This is a genomic window from Alkalihalophilus pseudofirmus OF4, from assembly GCF_000005825.2.
Taxonomy (GTDB): Bacteria; Bacillota; Bacilli; order Bacillales; family Bacillaceae_D; genus Alkalihalophilus; species Alkalihalophilus pseudofirmus.
Genome location: NC_013791.2, coordinates 3519651 through 3537893 on the forward strand (window position 1 = coordinate 3519651; position 18243 = coordinate 3537893).

The window sequence follows — 18243 nt, forward strand, 5'->3', positions numbered from 1 at the left end:
TTTTTAACTGTAATTCTAACTTACTATCTAACCAATTATTGAAGGGCTATTGCTAGTGCTTCTATATTTTTTCTCATTAAAGAAAAATAATCTTCGTTGTTTTCAATATCCTCTTTTACAAGCGCTTCAAGATTATGAAGATATAGGGATTCTGCTCCTACTTCTTCTTTTACTATCTCAGCTACTTTAGCTGGAATATTCTGTTCATACATTACATACTCTAGGCCATACTCATCGGCTAAATCAATAATTTCTTTCAGTTGTCGTTGAGATGGATCATTTGAGGGTGACATACCTGCAATACCAATTTGTTTAAGTCCATATCTGTCTTCCCAATAGCCATAACCAGCATGTGACACAAGGAATGTATCTTTGGCAGTATCATCAATCATTACTTCAAACTCTTCGTTGATAACTTCTAATTCTGCTTTAACATCATCAAAATTAGCTGTAAATAATTCTTCCTGCTCAGGCATTAAATTAATCAGTGTATCTTTAATATTTTCTGCAAGGGTAATAGCAAGCATTGGGTCTAGCCATACGTGAGGATCTACATCATGACCATGATCATGGGTATCTTCTTGTTCAGATTCTTCCTCACTATGTTCATCATGCTCATTATGTTCATCATGTTCATCATCTTCTTGAGCATGAGAATCATGTCCATGTTCATCATGTTCTTCTTCCTCTTCATGACCTTGATTATTCTCCTCGTTAAGTGAAACTATACCATCTGAAGCTTTGACAATTTCAATTTCTTCTGACTCGAGGGTTTGAATAATTGAATCAACAAAGCCTTCTAGTCCAGCACCGTTATAGATAAGCGCATCCCCTTCAGCGATTTCAATCAAATCACGAGCGCTAGGCTCAAATGAATGCGCATCGCCTCCTACCGGAACTATGTTCGTAACATTTACAAAGTCACCGCCAATTTTATTTGCGAAGTCCTCAAGTGGAAAAATAGTGGTGTATATCTCCAGTTTTTCAACGGTTTCTTCTTCTGTTGATGTTTCTTCCTCTGATGACGTTTTTTCTTCTGTTTGTTCAGCTTCACTACAAGCTGCTAAGAATAAAGATAGAAATAGAACGATAATTAAGCTAAATATTTTTTTCATATTATATCCCCTTCGTAATAATTACGTTTTGACATATTGACTATATCGTAGTGATTACGAATTGTAAATAAGAGAAATCACATAATATATTTTGTGTTTTTAAATATCTAAACAATTCATTATGAATAATGAATCGTCCGAATAAAACCGACCTCAATATTTTCTCCATATTTATTTGATATTCTACATCTATCACTTTTAAATTTTAAAAATCAGCTTAAGTTAGCAAAGGAATTATTAAAGGTGAAAGTAGTTCAATGAGGTGAGTGAATCAAATGTGTGGTTTTATTGGTTGTATGTATAATAAACCTAAAGAGATGAATGCGGATATAAAGAATCAATTTGTAGAAATGAATTCGATCATTACACATAGAGGGCCGGATGATGAGGGCTATTATATAGATGACTACGTTCATTTTGGATTCAGAAGACTAAGTATAGTGGATTTAGAGAGTGGACATCAACCGCTTTCTTATGAAAATGAAAGATATTGGATCATATTCAATGGAGAAATCTATAACCATATTGAACTTCGTAAACAATTACTTAATAAAGGCTTTAACTTTTCAACTCACTCTGATACAGAAGTCCTTCTTGCTCTTTATAGCCATTATAAAGAAGAGTGTGTTAGTAAGTTAAGAGGGATGTTCGCTTTTGTTATATGGGATAAAGTGGAGCAAAAATTGTTTGGAGCAAGAGACTATTTTGGTATTAAACCTTTCTTTTATTCGGAAGAAAACGGTCTAACATACTTCGCATCTGAAGAAAAGAGTATCCTATTAGCTTTGAAAGGTGAGTTAAATCACATATCCTTGCAACACTATCTTAGCTATCAGTATGTACCTGAACCTGAAACGATTATGGTACAAATAAAAAAATTACCACCGGGTCATTATTTTACGCAAAGTCCTGGAGGTAAATTGAATATTAAAAGCTATTGGAAGCCAGAATTTACCTCAACTCAACAAACAGAGCATGAAAAAATCAATCAAATTCGTAATGCACTTATAGATTCAGTAAACGTGCATATGCGTAGTGATGTTCCAGTAGGCTCATTTTTATCAGGAGGTATTGATTCTTCCTTCATTGTTTCTTTAGCAAAAGAAGTGAATCCTGCTCTTAAGACATTTTCCGTTGGTTTTGGAGTAGATGGATTCAGTGAAATTAATGTTGCCGAAGAAACAGCAGACGCACTAAATTTGGAAAATATCAACTACCTAATTACACCAGAAGAGTTTTTGGCTGAAATCCCAAAGATTATTTGGCACATGGATGATCCTCTCGCAGATCCAGCAGCTGTACCTTTGTACTTTGTAGCGCGGGAAGCGAGAAAACATGTGAAAGTTGTTTTGTCTGGAGAAGGTGCGGACGAGCTCTTTGGAGGGTATAATATATATCGTGAGCCACAATCTCTAAGGATGTTTAATTATATTCCTAATCCAATAAAGCATATACTACTCAGATTGAGCCGGATTCTACCAGAAGGCTTTAAAGGGAAGAGTTTTATCGAACGAGGAGTGACTCCTCTAGAAGAACGATATATAGGGAATGCCAAAATATTTGGTGAAACAGAAAAAAAGATTTTGTTAAATCATTACAACCCGGAATTTGATTATAAAAGTATTACTAGACCAATATATAATCAATCAGCTGGTTATGACCCAGTAACTAAAATGCAAAATATTGACATACACACTTGGTTACGTGGAGACATTTTGGTGAAAGCAGATAAAGTGACTATGGCCCATTCGATCGAGTTAAGGGTTCCTTTTTTGGATAAACATGTTTTTGAAGTAGCTTCTAGACTTAGCAGTGAGGACAAAATAAATCATAAGACAACAAAATATCTAATGAGAAAAGCCGCTGAAGGGATTGTCCCAGATCGGATTCTTAATCGAAGAAAGTTGGGGTTCCCAGTTCCTCTCCGTCATTGGCTTAAAAATGAGTTATACGACTGGGCAAAAAATTTAATTACTATAAGCCAAGTAGATTACATCTTTAATAAGCAAGAGATCTACAAGTTATTAGATGAGCATGTGAATAACAAAAGAGATAATAGTCGAAAACTATGGGTGATCTTAATGTTTATGACCTGGCACCAAATTTATATTGAAGGTGAATATGATATCACCAAGCTAGCTACGCAAAAAGAACAGAACAATAACCATGTTGAAGATTCATCGTTAATCAATGTGTAATTTCTTTTTTTTTACTCCTATCAAGATATATCTTCTTGATAGGGGTACTTTTTGTTATGGAGGTGTAGGAATGAAAGAGATACGAATTCTTATTGTTGAAGATGAAGCACCGATGCGTGAATTACTACAATTATATTTGAGAAAGGAAGGATATGTGGTAGACGAAGCAATAACCGGTATAGAGGCCCTTGAAAAAGTAGAAAAAACATTATATTCCGTTGTCTTATTGGATGTAATGATGCCTGAAATGGATGGGTTTGAAGTCTGTAGGGAAATACGAAAGGTTTCACAGGTCCCTGTTATAATGTTAACCGCACGTACGCAAACTTTAGACAAAGTAAAAGGGCTAAAGATTGGTGCTGATGATTATTTAACAAAACCTTTTGAACAAGAAGAATTACTGGCTCGTGTTGAGGCAGTTTTACGAAGATATGGAGTAAGCGAACCCGAATCAAGAGGTAACACTTTATTTTTTAAAGGTCTAGTAATGAAAAGAAACGCCTATCAAGTTTATTATAACGAGGAAGAACTTTCTTTAACACCTAAAGAATTTGCAATTCTGGAGTTATTCTTACTAAATAAAAATCGAGTTTTTAGTCGAGATGATATTTTAGAACTAGTATGGGGCTATGATTTTATTGGTGATTATCGAGGTGTGGACACACACGTTAAACACTTACGTGATAAATTAACAGAAGCTGGGATATCTGGACGTAGCGTAATCAAAACTGTATGGGGAGTGGGGTATAAGCTAGGATGAAGCTAAGACCAATAAACAGTATCTCTGTTAAATTAGGTACACTTTTGTTTACTATATTTTTCATTCTTATTATTAGTATTGTGAGTATCTTATACATGTTTTTTGTTAATTTTTATACTCAAGATACTATTGATGAGCTTATTCAACGAAGTCAAGCATATGCAGAGGTACTTAGCAACCACTATGATGAAGCATTAATTAATCATGCCGGTCTTATTGAAAGTACATCATCAAAGATGATATTAGTAGTAAATAATAATGGTGATATCTTAGCTGCTTCAGAAAAAATTAAGCAGCTTCCTGCAGATTATCTAAATGAGGTAATTACTCATGGGTATGAGGGTCATGGTCCAACTATAGCTTCAGATTGGAAAAATGAAGATTTCTTTGTAACAGAATCTTATATTAAACATGATAATGAAACGATAGGTAAAGTCTTGATGTTCAGTCCGACTGACCTCGTTCGTCAAGTAGTTACCTTTCTTCAGAAGATCTCTATCTTTATTGGGATTATCGCTTTGATCATTAGTGCCTTTCTTATTTATATTACTTCAAATAAAGTAGTGCAGCCATTGTTAAAAATAATGAGAGTAACTAAATTACTATCAGAAGGAAACCATAATTGGAAATTGAACACCAAAGGCTCTGATGAAATTGCTGTTTTATCTCATTCTATAAATCAGATGTCAAATAAAATCCAAAATTATGAACAACAAAGAACCCAGCTATTTGTAGATATATCGCATGAATTACGTACCCCTTTGACCTATTTTAAAGGATATGTAGAAATTTTATTAAATGGAGAAGCAAAGAGTGAGGAAGATAAAGTAAAGTACTTAACCTTGTTATATAAGCAAAGTGGTCGGCTTCAACGATTAATACAGGATTTGTTTGACTTATCTACTATGGAACAAAAAGGATTTACTTTACAAGAAACACAAATTTCACTTGAAACGGTTATGATTAATGCCTTGGATTTAATCGGTCCCTCTATTGAACAAAAAGAAATAGAGTTACATGTCCAACTTTCACCATTTCCTATATATATATTAGGTGACGAATATAGACTTCAGCAAGTTATTATAAATCTTCTTGAAAATGCAAAAAAGTATTCTTCAGCCGGGGGCGTAATCAAAGTTCTAACTTATAAAGATAATAATAATTGTATTATTGAAGTTATTGATTATGGTATTGGGATTCCTAAAAAGGATATTCATCGTATATGGGAACGCCTTTATAGAGTGGACAAATCAAGGTCTCGAGAAACTGGTGGTTCAGGTCTTGGTTTAACTATCTGCAAACGGATCATTGAGTTACATGGTGGTCAAATAATTGTTGAAAGTGAAGAGGGAAAAGGATCAACGTTTAAGATTATACTTCCAATCTTAGAAGGTATGAAAGGAGGAGATTAGAATGGATTTACGAAATCATCAAACCGATGGACAGCCGAAACAATCACAAAGTCGTCAGCCTGGTATTGAGAGTGAGATGAATCCGCCCCTATTTATGAGGACGATAACTATATTGGCACCGGCAAGCTGAAAGGAAAAGTCGCGCTGATCACAGGCGGTGACAGCGGGATTGGCCGCGCGGTAGCTGTAGCGTATGCGAAGGAAGGTGCGGACCTTGCGATTGTGTACCTAGATGAACACCAAGATGCCGAAGATACGAAAGTCCGCGTCGAAAAAGAAGGGGTGAAATGCCTCTTAATTTCAGGAGATGTCGGTGATGAGTCATTCTGTAATGAAGCCGTGGAAAAAACGGTAGAGGAGCTGGCGGATTAGATATTCTAGTGAATAACGCAGCCGAGCAGCATCCAAAACAAAGCATTAAAGAGAATACGAGCGAGCAGCTTGAGAAGACGTTCCGTACAAACTTTTACTCGTACTTCTACTTTACGAAAAAGGCAATCGATTACTTGAAGCCGGGAAGCGCGATTATTAATACGACTTCAATTAACCCATACCGCGGCAACCCGCAGCTGATTGATTACACTGCTACAAAAGGTGCGATCAACGGCTTTACCCGTTCGATGGCACAAGCACTTGTTAAAGACGGCATCCGCGTCAATGCTGTGGCCCCAGGTCCTATTTGGACACCGCTGATTCCAGCAACCTTCCCTGAGGATGCTGTTGCTGAGTTCGGGACTGACACACCGATGGGACGACCAGGTCAACCGGTTGAACATGTCGGCTGCTATGTGCTGTTAGCAAGCAACGACTCGTCGTATATGACAGGTCAGACCCTGCATGTAAACGGCGGAGATTTTATTTCGACTTAGACTTAATAGAAGATGTGTGGAACCTTCGTCCGTTTGGGCGGAGGTTTTTTTCAGTCGTGTGACGAGGTTGGTTTTTTTCCAGATATTTGATACGTTTGTTTATAAATATAGTGATTTCGATTATAAATTGGTTTTTTCGTTTATATCAAGCCTGCTTCGTTTATAAGTCAGCCAGTTTTGTATATAACCAATAGACGCAACACCCCTCAGTCATTTTCTGGTAAACTTAACCTACTAAACATCAGAGGTGTCTTTATGCGTTTTCTTATTGCGGTAATTATTTTATTTAACTATATGTTCACTTGGGCTGCTAATCTTGTTTCGGGTAGTTTACTGATGGTAGGCCACATCCCTGCCGATCAAGATGGGAGGTGGTCGGTATTCCTTTCGTATACCGGTTTAATGCTCCCTATCCAGATAGGTGCTGCCTGCCTTCTGTTTATACTATTAAAAAGGCTAGAAGCCCGCTCGATATGGTACATTCTTGTTTTGAGTACGCCTTTCATTTTGTTTGGGTGGTTTTCTTACGAAGTGTACAGCCATATTCTTTAACTATTTTCTATTAAACTGACTTTCGAGGTGTCCTATGTTCCTATTTACTATTGTACTTGGGCTGCTCAATTTCCCCTTCACATGGGCGGCCATTTTCATTTCAGATGTATTGTTCAGCTCGTCTATGTCAAGTCCGCCGTACTACTTAACAGAAGAGGAGAGATGGGATTTGTTCTTATCTCATTCCATCATGATGTCTTTTGCCCAACTGATTCTTGCTGTACTGCTCTTTTTTATTCTTTATAAAATAAGGGCAAAGCGCAAATGGTTTGTGATCCTTTTGAGCTCTCCTATCCTTATGCTCGTGGCTTTTGTTTATGCTGCCTACCAAAATATTATGTTATGGCCTTATTAAAAGATTAACTCCCGCAGAGCTGTATGCTTTACGGGAGTTATGTGTGTTACCAGCTTGATTTCTTTACACCAGGAACCTGTCCTTTGTGCGCAAGTTCACGGAATTTAATGCGGGATAATTTGAACTTTCTCAGATATCCGCGCGGACGTCCTGTTACCTCGCAGCGGTTGTTTAATCTTGTAGGTGAAGAGTTACGCGGCAACTTAGCAAGTGCTGCATAATCCCCTTTTTCTTTTAATTCACGGCGCTTTTCAGCATATTGGGCAACGAGTCGCTCACGCTTTTTCTGACGGGCAACCATTGATTTTTTAGCCATCTTTATCTCTCCTTTTCTTACGATTCACATCAACTTAAATCGTAATTATTTCGATTTGAGTCTAACTATAACGAATTCTACATACTCTGTCAAACATCAGAATCGCTCTTTACATGAAATGCTTCTTATGGTTAAATAAATACAAATCGAAATCATTACGTTTTATAATCTGGATATGTGGAGGGTTATTAAATGAGTGAAGCCCGTGACCAATTTGCCCGTACGCTTTATGTTCAAAGCCTGCCAGAACCTGATCGCAATGTATATCAATATATTGACCAAATCGAAGCCGAGCTTGAAAAATTAGCTTTAACTCAAAATCATTACCTGCAGCTGCTGAGACGCCAGTCCCCCATCAAACAAGCAGCAAAACATTTTAATATGAATGAGAAAGTGATCTATGAGACTGTGCAAAGGATTGAAGCGGAGTTAGCCGACTGTGTTCCTGAGTTGTCAGAACGACTAAAGCTGGTGGAATTTACGGATGTGCTGAAGTTAAAAGGATTATGCGATGCAGAGGATGAGATAAAGTATTTTGTGTTGAACCGGTTTTAAGTCTTAAAAAGCGTCCTCTCTAGCAAACAAAGTGATATACTACAACTAGGTTATCCTACTACACACTTGCAAAGAGAGGCTACAATGAAATCATTAATATTTCTTTTACTAATCGCCACCTTACTCACCGGGTGCGGCGGCAATAAAGCTAGTGAAGCTGAGGAACAGCAGCTTGAAGACTTACTATACGAGTATCTAACAGCCTATGAGGCCTTTCATTTTGAAGAGGTAGAACGGCTGAAAGAAGAACTTGAACGTATGTTAGACGCTACGCAGTTCCGTGACGATACGAATGAGGTGCTTAGTGGATTTGTTGCTTCTATAAATGAGGCAAAATACGTCGGCCTTGATGCATATAAATTATATCTAAAGAATGATGTACCAGCAGCCTACGACGGTATCTTTAATGAGGTGTTACTACAGCATAAAATGGAAGTTACTCATGAATAAAAAGCTCAAAAAGAACAATTTCTATCAGTATAATGGCTCGGTACCAGTTAGAAAATCGCTATTAAAAGTGTAAATCTTAAGCTAATTAACATCTAGTTAAACAGCAAAATAAAAATGCTCAGAAATCTGAGCATTTTTATCCTTGATTAGCCTTCTGCACCTACAGTCACACTATAGTTCTACCTTAATTTCTTTACCTTTATGGCATCCATTCGAGGTGGAAGTGATGTTTCGACAAAATCCCCAGAACTCACCTTTACTTTATCTCCTACTTTAACATTTGCTATTTGATCTTCTGATGTAGAAAACCAAATCGAATCATTTATATAAGATTGAACCTCATCCTCCGAAGGTTCACCTTCTAATTGAATTTTAGTGTCTGCTGCGACCAACATGTTATTTCCGTCTATTTGAACCACGGTCCCTTTGTAAGGCGGATTTATAACCTTATCATAGAGGGTATAAGATACAATTATTAATATAAAAACAGCTAATAGCCAATATATCGTTCTTTTCACTATTATCATCTCCTAATGGTGTTAAACCCTGTCCTTATTGAACACTCGCTCCCATTAGTACAGTATCTATTCTAAAACCTCAACCCTCTCTGCAGTTCCACTTCTAGGTTCAGCATCGAGAAATTCATCTGGTGCCCAAACTACTACTTTATCTCCTACTCTAATTCCAGCCAAATTATCTTTTTGAAATGAAAATAAATAAAAGGTGCTCTCATATTTTTCATATGCTTCATCAACTGTTAGTGCCTCATTTAATTCCACGAACTCTTCCATAAACAAGAAAGTAGTATCACTTTTATTAATAACAGTTCCTTTTAACTTAATTGTGCCGTCTAGTTCTTCCAACTTTTCAGACCCTGAACATCCTAATAACATAGAAGATAATAATATTAAAAGTGCAGACAAATTTAGTCTTCTCATAAAATAATAACCCCTCAATTTAGATGAGACGATGTTCTTCTTGCTATACACTTCTACTCAATATCAAATTCTTTTTCGTTCGCTTCATATAAAACTGCTGTCAGTTCAGACCGTTTCATCACCATTGAGATATTCAGTGCTAAAAATCCACCAGCTGCTACTATTGCCGCCAATAGACCTAGGAACTCCCCTAATAACTCAGGCATTACACTACCTACAGTTAGACCGATAATTACGGTCAGAAATAGTGTGATAAGGAAATAGACACCAGAATATAACACATAAAGAATATCTTTAAATCCTTTATACTTTATATATTTATTTCTCCCCACCCGAAGTGGATAATCGATGCCCATAAGGATATAAATAATGATGATAGGGACAAAAAGAAATTCAAGATAATACATTCGAACCCTCCTAACAAACTAACTTCTCCTACTATTGTAAATGATATACTTATATAAAGGAATGAATTGGAAGTTGATTTTTTTAGTTAATTACTCATTTGGACGCCTACGCTATGATAAGAAAGTTAACTGCACTCCTACAAATTTCTTTTTGTTGGCTGCAGGGTACTCCCTTATTACTTATTCTCTACGCTTAATCATTATCACGTCATTAGTGGGCGTCAAGGTGCCGTTCCTTGATGATAATCGCATTTCGGACTTATGCACGACTGGTACAGATTGAATAACCTTATCTTCCTCAAGAAAAACGAGTAAATATGTTTCACCTATAGAAACAGTTACTTCTGTTCCGAAGTCTGTACCTATGTCCATTGCTATATCTTCATTCAACGTATACGGAGGAAAAAGATGTGCTTGATCCCAGCTGAAACCCGTCACACTCGATAAGCTAAATTCCTCAATATCCTCATCTTGCAAAATGGAATAGACCTCCGTCTGCAACTCATTACTTTCACTGCCATTGCTTTCCTTAAAAGTGTGACTCATCCCTTGCGCTAATAAAAATAATAGTAAAAAAAGAAACATAATGAGTAAACTCAATTTTTTCAAAGCTTAATCTCCTCTCTTCGAAACGTATAAAAGAGCTAATAGTTTGTCCTCCAGCGCTCTAACCGTCTCCATTGCTCCTCATTTTTTCTGGAAATCTGAGGATAGCTGTACCTCCAAGGATCGATAGTTTTTTCATACAACCTCCCTTAATCCCCTAATCCGTGAACACTTTGGTACTCAACCAGCTCCTGGTTAAACTCATTCATCGCTTCTTCAAGCTGCTCACTTTTTGAACCCTCGGAGAAGATCGCCTCATCAATATTTAATTGAAATTGATCAATAAGCTCATATAGCGCCTCTCTTTTTTCAGTGGTATCATTCTCTTGCATGTCCTGGTCTATCCTTTGCAGATTGGTCCTAATATCTAACTCTTCTTTTCTTAAAAGTTCACTTGATGTGGTTGTAAGAAAGTTAGTGAATTGAAAGAAATAGGATAGATCCTCAGTATCCGCACCACTTTCTAGATGGGAGTTCAAACCGGCTAGTGAATGATGATACATGAAATAAATATTAAAAAGATGATGTTCTTCCATCGTCTCCATTCGTTCTTCTAACTGCTTACTTTGCGAATAAGTATTGAATAATAGCACTCCTAACAAGATAATGATGAGAGATAATATATTATATAGAAGTTTGTGTTTCATTCTTTCATCTCTCCTAACGTCACAAGAAGAAAAGCCACCCTTAAAAGGCAGCTATTCGAATAGGATCTTATTTGTTTGCTACATTACAGTTAACTTCCCGCTCTGTTTATATAACTCCATAAGCTCATCCATATGCTCTTCAACTCTCTGATCCATGATTTCAAGATCTTCTGGGTTCATATAATCGATGTCTTCTAATTCCGAATTATAAATAACTTTATTTATATACGCCTGGATATACGCACTGTGTGTATGATGGGCATCAAGCCAGATTTCATAATACTCCTCTGGTGTCACATCAAGTACTTCCGCTTGCTCTTCATAAAAGGTTTTCCCCTCCTCTGGCAGCGTCTCGTAGATCTCTTGAGCTTCTAGATCTGGATAAAGGGCGGTTTTGTCGCTTTCTATCTCTTCTTTTGGAATAAAAATACCCATATTTTTAGACTCTTGTACGAGAACCTCGCCTAAAACAAAATTTCTGATTCCCTCATCATCTAAAGGATATAATGTTAAGACGTCTTTCGCTTGAATCTCTTCTCCCTCAAACACAGCAACCACTTCATCGAGATCATAGCCTGCATTAGAACAGCCGGTTACGAATAGTAAACCTAGTAACAGGCCTAGAATGATTACTTTCATAGATTACCTCCATAGATATCTATACACTCCATATTTTTACCAATTATAATTGTACATGATTAAGGAAAAAATAGATAGGTGGGATTAAATGATTATTGATAGGGTGGGAGGATTAATGTATAACAAATGAGAGAGGGTTTCAAAAGGTAATAATGAATAGATTTTTGAGTTATAGTTCGTGAATTATGAGCTCTTTTCCGATCTCAGCTGCGACCACTTCTAATCTCTTCATTGTATTTTCTCTCCCGGCTTGCGGGCTGGAGAGTGAATGGTCTTTAGCTAGCTGATCGGCAACCGATAAGATAGGTTCACCTCTTACGTCCACCTTTATTTGATTAAGGGCGCGCAGTCCTAAGTGGCGGATGTGAAGCACTTTCACTTCATTATGAATTCTTCCAGCAGATTTTAAAGCATTAACAGCAAGCGCGGCCATTCCCCCGCTTGTGATGACCAGCCCTTCAACGGGACGCAACTCTGCCTCCAAACGAGTTAAGTTCTCTTCTGTCAACACCTCACGCACCGTTGCTTCTGTGCGGCCTGTCAGTTTGCGATGCTCGATATGACTCCACGCATTTGTGATCGTAATCGCTTCTCTTGACCATTCGATTTTCTCTCCGTATTTCTTAGACAAGATGTTTAACAGCTGCTGCAAATTGTTCCCTGTTCTTCCTGCAGCAGGCTTATTAGCAGCCTCCTCGGCTGCTCCAGGACATGAGAAGACGAAAGCCACTTCATTTTTCGTTCCTTTTTGATAATGACACATGCTGTGCAGCCTCCTTTCCTCTCCTCTTTTAACTATACCCACATTTTGTCTAATTATAGGTTATAGCGAGGGTTCAGCTTTTGATCCCCTTTCATAACCGCACATATTTTTTATAAGCGCTTGTTCAAGACACCTCTTTCCTAATTAATATATTTATTTACTAATTTTGTCGAAAGTGTTACTTTGCTCTATCTTTGCTATATAATAGTTAATTATCACCATAAACTTTATACCTACTTATTTGTTATTTATTTCATAACGGGGGGGAGGAATCTCTCATGGTTGAGCAAAACCCACTTTCTAGAAAAGAAATTGAAATAAGAATAGAAACTCTTAGAACTGTTATGGTCTCCTGTGGTACAGTAAACGGCCTCGCTCACCCAGAGACGATTAAATATAGTCAAGAATTAGATCATATGTTAAATAAACTGGAAATAAGTAAGTCAGTCGTATAAATGAAAAAAGTTGAATTCATAAAGCTATGAGGAGTGATCGTATGCCTGTTGGTTTAATTGTACTATTCAGCCTTGCGTTGTTCGTTATCCTAGCAATGACTCTCAGCTATGCTTCAAAACGTGTGCAGATCAAGCATGCACAGCAGCATCAGGCGTCATCTGATGTTCCCGTCCACAGCAGCAGTTCTAAAGACAATGCCTCTTGCGGTTACACAGGCGATTCCGGCGGTTCATCTGGCGGAGGCGGGTGTGATTAAGGAATTTTATTATAAACCAAGTGGGCAGTTCATCATTGTCAGCTTGGTTTTTTTTAGCCAAATCCTACATTTAATGAAATAAAAGGAGTACCACCAAGGATATAAGTAATCTGCTGCTTCCAGCGAGAGTTTTTTCATCTTTGTTTAAAATCGATTTACATAGTTCTAACTATCTTTAAATAAGTGCATAATTCTGCTTTGATTTCACAACTGAAAGGTATATAATTTTAAAAAAGCGCTATAATTTAAAATAAGAGGCAGGTGATTAACGATGAAATACGAGAAGCTTTCTAAGATTTTTTATAAAGATGGGGAGCAATTTTTTGAAAAGGAAATTGAAAGAAGAAAAAATTGTTATGGCAGCTACTTAACCTCTCTTTCCATACAAGGCTTTCGTAAAGGACGTCTTCTAAATGAAACGTACAATTTATTTTACGTGAACACACATAAATTAATGGTATTAAACAATCAAGTATTATTAAACAGCTCTAAAATTACTACACTTGTCAGTAAGCTGCCTCCATATGTCATCGAACCTTATTTTCAGAAATTAATTGTCAACGAAGCGCAAAGTAACAATGAAATTGAAGGAATTAGAAGTACGAAAAAGCAATTAAAAGAGGTTTTAAATGATTTAAGTAAACCAGATTCAAAGCACAAACGTTTCAGGGGGTTAATGAAAACCTACTTCTTTATATCAAAAATTAAGCCTTTTAAAGATATTACAGACTTTAGAAAGCTTTATGACCAGCTTGTCTCTGATGAAATTAATCAAGAAGATGAACCTGACGGTGAATTATTTCGTAAAGGTTATGTAGAAGTTAACGATGGAACCTCAACTACACATATTGGACTAGAGTCTGAAACGAAAATTATTGAGGCACTGCATTCTCTCATCCGTTTTCTAGACAATGAAAACCACTTAGAGTTATACAGATATATGGTTGCTCACTACTATTATGAATACATCCACCCATTTTATGACGGAAATGGGAGAACAGGACGCTTGTTAGTTTGTAGTTATTTGTCCAGATATTTAGATAGATATTCAGCTATCACTTTCTCCTATGCAGTAAATAAAAATAAATCGAAATATTACAAAGCGCTCGAAGAAATACCTTCGCCTCTCAATAAAGGTGAGACTACTTTTTATTTAATTGACATGCTAGAGCTGCTTAAAACAGGACAAGAAGGAATCATTGAGGACTTGGAACTTAATTTAGCAAAATTAGAACGGATTCAAACCTACTTCCAAAGCGAGAAATGGACAGAAAAAGGAGAAGCAAGATATCTATTGCAATTAATGACCAGTTTACATGCTTTCGTAGACGATGATACATCCATGTCTGTCACAGAGTTAATGGAAATGTCAAAAAGCACTAGATATAAAATAAATAAAATTATGCAAGATTTAGAAGAACAAGGCTATGTTGAATTAGTAAACCAACGCCCTAAAACGTATAAAATACGGGAAGAGTTTTTGGAGTCTGTTTTACTTTAATAAATTTGAATAGGGCTTCATAATCTCTCTTTTTTCCAATATCTTGCTCCACTTGTTCGAAATAATGACGAGTTTGTTCGATAAAATCATAAAGTTACTCGAAATAACCGTGACTTTGTTTGAATTGTTGAGAAGTTTGTTCGAATTAACGAACCGCACTTAAGAAAATCACAAAAAAACCAAGCCGGCTACCCTGCACCAGCTTGGTTTCATCATTTTCCGCTACCCTATCTTATCTTTCTTCAACATTTCTTCATTCTTATCATACTTTCCACGTAGCATTTGGCTGAAGAAATAGCCTCCAATCACAAACCAGCCGATGAGGATTGCCCACTCTGGTCCGATTAACGCTGCTGGCATTCCCGGAAGATAAATAATAATAAATCCGACACTTAGTACTGCAGCAATCCAGCCGATAACCGGTGTTCTTCCTGATTTGTACGGACGCGCCATCTCAGGCTCTCTCTTACGCAGAATAATAAAGGCAACGGCCACCATTAAATACGCAATCACAATAGCCGGGCCTCCGCTGTTTACAAACCATACTAAAGCAGGTCTTCCGAGCAACGGACTGACAACCGCTAATGCCCCGATAAAAAGGATCGCATTTGACGGTGTCTTGTATTTCGGGTGCAGCTTGGCGAACCACTTTGGCAGCATGTTCGATTGCGCCATCGCATACACCACCCGGCTGCCCCCGATAATAAAGGCATTCCAGCTTGTCAAAATCCCGGCTACCCCGCCGATGATCAGTAAGTTTCCAAATAGTGCGGAGCCAAATAATGTGGCCATCGCATCGGCTGTTGCTAGCTGCGTTGTTGCGAGTGCTTGTCCGTCTAAAGCAGACGCAACACCAATCGCGATAAGAATATAAAATCCAATTGCACAGACAACCGAGAAAATTAGCAGTTTGCCGATATCTCTTGGCGGAACATTGGCTTCTTCTGCTGTTTGCGGAATGACGTCAAATCCGATAAATAGAAACGGCACCATAATTAACACGGCCATGATTCCTGCTGGTCCATTTAAGAAGAGGGGCTCAAAGTTCGCACGCTCGCCGCCAATTGCCGAGCCAAAGATCAGCATAAGCCCCATTAAGATGACACTTGCTGTTAAAATGACTTGGATCTTCGCTGCCGGCTTTAATCCGAAGTAGTTGATCGCCATAACGAAAATCGAGCCGCCTACACCAACTAATACCCATGAGGCATATACATCCCAGCCCGCGATCGTCCACATATAGCCGACCTGATAATTCGGAAACAGATATTCAATAACTGTCGGCAAGGCTACCGCTTCAAATGCAACGACCGAGACATATCCCAACGTGATCGCCCATGACGCAAGAAACGCCGCCTTGTCCCCCATTGCCCTATGTACATACACATGTTCCCCGCCGACTTGCGGCATGGCTGAGGCGAGCTCGGCATAGGTCAAACCCACAAATGTGACGAGTGTTCCCCCAATGATAAAAGCTACTACCGTCCCAAGTGATCCTGCTGAAGTGAGCCAGCTTTCTGATAACACGACCCAGCCCCAGCCAAGCATCGCACCGACAGATAACACAAATACATCCAATCGAGATAGTACCTTATTTAACTCTGGTTTCTGATTAAACAAATGCACACACACCCTTCCTTCTTATGCTCCCGATATTCTCTTTCTCTCCTATCCATCTCTCTATGTACTAGACTAATAAGTGCAAGAAATGTGCCAAATTTCTGATAAATAATGTCGAGGTTACATCGTATACTCAATTAACTTTTAAATCGTCCCCCTAATATCACGATTTATTTATTGATTATTCTGATGATTTAATCAATAATTAAATTAATAAAAGCTGGAGGTACTCACTATGGATCAAGATTTATCTCTCATCCTCGCTAAAATTATTGAGACTTCTAACAACAATATTACAATCACGGACCACAAAGGGATTATTCTTTTCTCGAACCCAAATCACTGGACGATGTACGGGCTAGAAGCAGATGCCTATATCGGCAAGTCCGTTTATGAGCTAGAGGAAAATGGGGTGCTCTCCCCTTCCATTAATGCGCTCGTGTTAAAGGAAAAAAAGGAAGTGCGCGTGCTTCAGCAGACAACGTCCGGCCGAGTCGTCATGTCCACCGGCTACCCCATTTTCAACAAAGAAGGATCATTGCAGTTCGTGGTCAGCTACAGTCAGGATCAAACGGAAATTGTAAAACTCCAGGAACAGTACGATCAGCTTCAAGTGAAAATCGAGGGCTTTCAAACGGAGGTAGAAGAACTCCGAGAAAAAGAAGCAAGCCACCACCCGCTCTTGTTTCGCAGTGAGTCGATGCAGCATATTTTCTCAACCCTCCATCGTATCGCCGCAACAGATGCGAGCATTTTATTTTTAGGGGAATCAGGCGTTGGAAAAAGTACGCTTGCCCGCCATATTCATAACCAAAGCGAGAGACATAAGCAGCCTTTTATTGAGGTGAACTGCAGCACGATTCCAGAGACACTATTTGAGTCAGAGATGTTTGGATATGAGCCGGGGTCTTTTACCGGCGCACATAAGAACGGAAAGAAAGGCTTGATTGAACAAGCGGATCAAGGCACCTTATTTTTAGATGAGATAGGCGAGCTGCCGCTAGCCATTCAAGTGAAATTGCTGAAGGTCTTGCAGGAGAAAACATTTATGAGGGTAGGCGGGAAAGAAGAGAAGCAGGTCGACTTCCGTTTAATCACGGCAACCAATCAACCGTTAAAAGAAATGGTGGACCAAGGGACCTTTCGTTTTGACCTCTATTACCGGTTAAATGTCATCCCTATCAAGATCCCGCCGTTAAAGGAGCGACAGGATGATATCACGATCCTCTTGCAGCATTACTTGCAATTGATGAACGAAAAATATAAGACGGCAAAAAAGCTTGCCCCAACTACTTATGATCTGCTTCATCACTACGAGTGGCCTGGGAACGTACGGGAAATGGAAAACGTGATTGAAAGGCTCGTTCTCACCATTGAGGAGTCAACCATCCTCCCCCATCACCTGCCAAGTGAAATCAATAACACCACTCATGACTATGTAGCTCAGCCGGTAACAAACATCCTGCCTCAAACGGAAATAAGAGATTTGAAAGAAGCCGTGGAACATGTGGAGATTCACCTACTAAGCCGAGCGCAAAGCGAATGCAAGACTACGTATGAGATGGCTAAGTATCTGGGCATCAGCCAGCCGTCTGTTATTTATAAGATGAAGAAGTATAAGGATAGGATGAGGATGTAGGTAAGTGCAGCACTCGTGGTGAGGCGATTTGCTAAAATAAATTGCTGATTTGCTAAAATGATTAAGAGCTTTGCTAAAATAAACAGCGGATTCGCTAAAATGTTTAACTCGTTTGCTAGAATACTTCGCCTGCCCCCTTATAAAAGTCACAAATTAATCAATCTATCGTAAAAAACCAAGCTGTCAATC

Annotated in this window: 20 protein-coding genes and 1 pseudogene; 11 read left to right on the forward strand and 10 right to left on the reverse strand. The window is 38.2% G+C overall.

What is annotated here, in order from left to right:
• Positions 1 to 35: 35 nt before the first annotated feature.
• Positions 36 to 1115, reverse strand: a complete 1080-nt coding sequence (locus BPOF4_RS17520) for a metal ABC transporter solute-binding protein, Zn/Mn family (protein WP_012960572.1) — start codon at positions 1113 to 1115, stop codon at positions 36 to 38.
• Positions 1116 to 1390: 275 nt separating this feature from the next.
• Between BPOF4_RS17520 and asnB the strand changes: the two genes are divergently transcribed.
• The 5 genes and pseudogenes from asnB (at position 1391) to BPOF4_RS22045 (ending at position 7261) form a co-directional block, all read left to right on the forward strand.
• Entirely contained in the window at positions 1391 to 3313 is a 1923-nt protein-coding gene (gene asnB / locus BPOF4_RS17525) for an asparagine synthase (glutamine-hydrolyzing) (RefSeq protein ID WP_012960573.1), read from the forward strand.
• 70 nt (positions 3314 to 3383) lie between these two features.
• The gene (locus BPOF4_RS17530) at positions 3384 to 4073 is read left to right on the forward strand and encodes a response regulator transcription factor (protein WP_012960574.1); all 690 of its coding nucleotides are present in this window, start codon (positions 3384 to 3386) and stop codon (positions 4071 to 4073) included.
• Positions 4074 to 4168: 95 nt separating this feature from the next.
• Positions 4169 to 5485, forward strand: a complete 1317-nt coding sequence (locus BPOF4_RS17535) for a HAMP domain-containing sensor histidine kinase (protein WP_238446472.1) — start codon at positions 4169 to 4171, stop codon at positions 5483 to 5485.
• A gap of 1 nt (position 5486) precedes the next feature.
• Positions 5487 to 6354 (forward strand): annotated as a pseudogene (locus tag BPOF4_RS17540) (SDR family oxidoreductase).
• Positions 6355 to 6940: 586 nt separating this feature from the next.
• The gene (locus BPOF4_RS22045; RefSeq protein WP_148229541.1) at positions 6941 to 7261 is read left to right on the forward strand and encodes a hypothetical protein; all 321 of its coding nucleotides are present in this window, start codon (positions 6941 to 6943) and stop codon (positions 7259 to 7261) included.
• 46 nt (positions 7262 to 7307) lie between these two features.
• Here the strand turns inward: BPOF4_RS22045 and rpsN are convergent, their stop codons facing one another.
• Complete coding sequence (gene rpsN, locus BPOF4_RS17555) at positions 7308 to 7577, reverse strand: 30S ribosomal protein S14 (protein WP_012960579.1); 270 nt, start codon at positions 7575 to 7577, stop codon at positions 7308 to 7310.
• A gap of 192 nt (positions 7578 to 7769) precedes the next feature.
• Between rpsN and BPOF4_RS17560 the strand changes: the two genes are divergently transcribed.
• Entirely contained in the window at positions 7770 to 8132 is a 363-nt protein-coding gene (locus BPOF4_RS17560; protein WP_012960580.1) for a hypothetical protein, read from the forward strand.
• 84 nt (positions 8133 to 8216) lie between these two features.
• A complete protein-coding gene (locus BPOF4_RS17565) occupies positions 8217 to 8582 on the forward strand; it encodes a hypothetical protein (RefSeq protein ID WP_012960581.1) in 366 nt (121 codons plus the stop codon).
• 179 nt (positions 8583 to 8761) lie between these two features.
• Here the strand turns inward: BPOF4_RS17565 and BPOF4_RS17570 are convergent, their stop codons facing one another.
• The 7 genes from BPOF4_RS17570 to BPOF4_RS17600 all read right to left on the reverse strand — a co-directional run bounded on the left by BPOF4_RS17570 (position 8762) and on the right by BPOF4_RS17600 (position 12582).
• Positions 8762 to 9100 (reverse strand): DUF3221 domain-containing protein, encoded by a 339-nt coding sequence (locus BPOF4_RS17570; protein ID WP_012960582.1) that lies wholly within the window; start codon positions 9098 to 9100, stop codon positions 8762 to 8764.
• A gap of 66 nt (positions 9101 to 9166) precedes the next feature.
• Positions 9167 to 9520: a YobA family protein gene (locus BPOF4_RS17575; protein ID WP_012960583.1), complete on the reverse strand. Its 354-nt coding sequence runs from the start codon at positions 9518 to 9520 to the stop codon at positions 9167 to 9169.
• A gap of 53 nt (positions 9521 to 9573) precedes the next feature.
• On the reverse strand, positions 9574 to 9927 hold the full coding sequence (locus BPOF4_RS17580) for a hypothetical protein (protein WP_012960584.1): 354 nt from the start codon (positions 9925 to 9927) through the stop codon (positions 9574 to 9576).
• Between the two features lie 180 nt (positions 9928 to 10107).
• Entirely contained in the window at positions 10108 to 10536 is a 429-nt protein-coding gene (locus BPOF4_RS17585; RefSeq protein WP_012960585.1) for a hypothetical protein, read from the reverse strand.
• 146 nt (positions 10537 to 10682) lie between these two features.
• Positions 10683 to 11180 (reverse strand): hypothetical protein, encoded by a 498-nt coding sequence (locus tag BPOF4_RS17590; RefSeq protein WP_012960586.1) that lies wholly within the window; start codon positions 11178 to 11180, stop codon positions 10683 to 10685.
• Between the two features lie 78 nt (positions 11181 to 11258).
• On the reverse strand, positions 11259 to 11819 hold the full coding sequence (locus tag BPOF4_RS17595; RefSeq protein WP_012960587.1) for a hypothetical protein: 561 nt from the start codon (positions 11817 to 11819) through the stop codon (positions 11259 to 11261).
• Between the two features lie 169 nt (positions 11820 to 11988).
• The gene (locus tag BPOF4_RS17600; protein WP_012960588.1) at positions 11989 to 12582 is read right to left on the reverse strand and encodes a uracil-DNA glycosylase family protein; all 594 of its coding nucleotides are present in this window, start codon (positions 12580 to 12582) and stop codon (positions 11989 to 11991) included.
• Positions 12583 to 12860: 278 nt separating this feature from the next.
• Between BPOF4_RS17600 and BPOF4_RS21740 the strand changes: the two genes are divergently transcribed.
• The 3 genes from BPOF4_RS21740 (at position 12861) to BPOF4_RS17610 (ending at position 14795) form a co-directional block, all read left to right on the forward strand.
• Positions 12861 to 13037 carry an aspartyl-phosphate phosphatase Spo0E family protein gene (locus BPOF4_RS21740; RefSeq protein ID WP_012960589.1) on the forward strand — a complete coding sequence of 59 codons (177 nt, stop codon included), beginning with the start codon at positions 12861 to 12863 and terminating at the stop codon, positions 13035 to 13037.
• A gap of 26 nt (positions 13038 to 13063) precedes the next feature.
• Positions 13064 to 13294 (forward strand): hypothetical protein, encoded by a 231-nt coding sequence (locus BPOF4_RS17605; protein ID WP_148229542.1) that lies wholly within the window; start codon positions 13064 to 13066, stop codon positions 13292 to 13294.
• Between the two features lie 271 nt (positions 13295 to 13565).
• Entirely contained in the window at positions 13566 to 14795 is a 1230-nt protein-coding gene (locus BPOF4_RS17610) for a Fic family protein (RefSeq protein WP_012960592.1), read from the forward strand.
• 222 nt (positions 14796 to 15017) lie between these two features.
• Here the strand turns inward: BPOF4_RS17610 and BPOF4_RS17615 are convergent, their stop codons facing one another.
• Complete coding sequence (locus BPOF4_RS17615) at positions 15018 to 16415, reverse strand: APC family permease (protein ID WP_012960593.1); 1398 nt, start codon at positions 16413 to 16415, stop codon at positions 15018 to 15020.
• 235 nt (positions 16416 to 16650) lie between these two features.
• Between BPOF4_RS17615 and BPOF4_RS17620 the strand changes: the two genes are divergently transcribed.
• Complete coding sequence (locus BPOF4_RS17620; protein ID WP_012960594.1) at positions 16651 to 18054, forward strand: sigma-54 interaction domain-containing protein; 1404 nt, start codon at positions 16651 to 16653, stop codon at positions 18052 to 18054.
• The last annotated feature ends 189 nt before the right edge of the window (positions 18055 to 18243 follow it).

Coding starts and splice junctions, on each gene's coding strand:
- BPOF4_RS17580 (WP_012960584.1), bottom strand. CDS start 9,927: ATGTATTATCTTGAATTTCTTTTTGTCCCTATCATCATTATTTATATC.
- BPOF4_RS22045 (WP_148229541.1), top strand. CDS start 6,941: ATGTTCCTATTTACTATTGTACTTGGGCTGCTCAATTTCCCCTTCACA.
- rpsN (WP_012960579.1), bottom strand. CDS start 7,577: ATGGCTAAAAAATCAATGGTTGCCCGTCAGAAAAAGCGTGAGCGACTC.
- BPOF4_RS17530 (WP_012960574.1), top strand. CDS start 3,384: ATGAAAGAGATACGAATTCTTATTGTTGAAGATGAAGCACCGATGCGT.
- BPOF4_RS17575 (WP_012960583.1), bottom strand. CDS start 9,520: ATGAGAAGACTAAATTTGTCTGCACTTTTAATATTATTATCTTCTATG.
- BPOF4_RS17590 (WP_012960586.1), bottom strand. CDS start 11,180: ATGAAACACAAACTTCTATATAATATATTATCTCTCATCATTATCTTG.
- BPOF4_RS17520 (WP_012960572.1), bottom strand. CDS start 1,115: ATGAAAAAAATATTTAGCTTAATTATCGTTCTATTTCTATCTTTATTC.
- BPOF4_RS17560 (WP_012960580.1), top strand. CDS start 7,770: ATGAGTGAAGCCCGTGACCAATTTGCCCGTACGCTTTATGTTCAAAGC.
- BPOF4_RS17610 (WP_012960592.1), top strand. CDS start 13,566: ATGAAATACGAGAAGCTTTCTAAGATTTTTTATAAAGATGGGGAGCAA.
- BPOF4_RS17565 (WP_012960581.1), top strand. CDS start 8,217: ATGAAATCATTAATATTTCTTTTACTAATCGCCACCTTACTCACCGGG.
- BPOF4_RS17600 (WP_012960588.1), bottom strand. CDS start 12,582: ATGTGTCATTATCAAAAAGGAACGAAAAATGAAGTGGCTTTCGTCTTC.
- BPOF4_RS17605 (WP_148229542.1), top strand. CDS start 13,064: ATGAGGAGTGATCGTATGCCTGTTGGTTTAATTGTACTATTCAGCCTT.
- asnB (WP_012960573.1), top strand. CDS start 1,391: ATGTGTGGTTTTATTGGTTGTATGTATAATAAACCTAAAGAGATGAAT.
- BPOF4_RS17535 (WP_238446472.1), top strand. CDS start 4,169: ATGTTTTTTGTTAATTTTTATACTCAAGATACTATTGATGAGCTTATT.
- BPOF4_RS17620 (WP_012960594.1), top strand. CDS start 16,651: ATGGATCAAGATTTATCTCTCATCCTCGCTAAAATTATTGAGACTTCT.
- BPOF4_RS21740 (WP_012960589.1), top strand. CDS start 12,861: ATGGTTGAGCAAAACCCACTTTCTAGAAAAGAAATTGAAATAAGAATA.
- BPOF4_RS17595 (WP_012960587.1), bottom strand. CDS start 11,819: ATGAAAGTAATCATTCTAGGCCTGTTACTAGGTTTACTATTCGTAACC.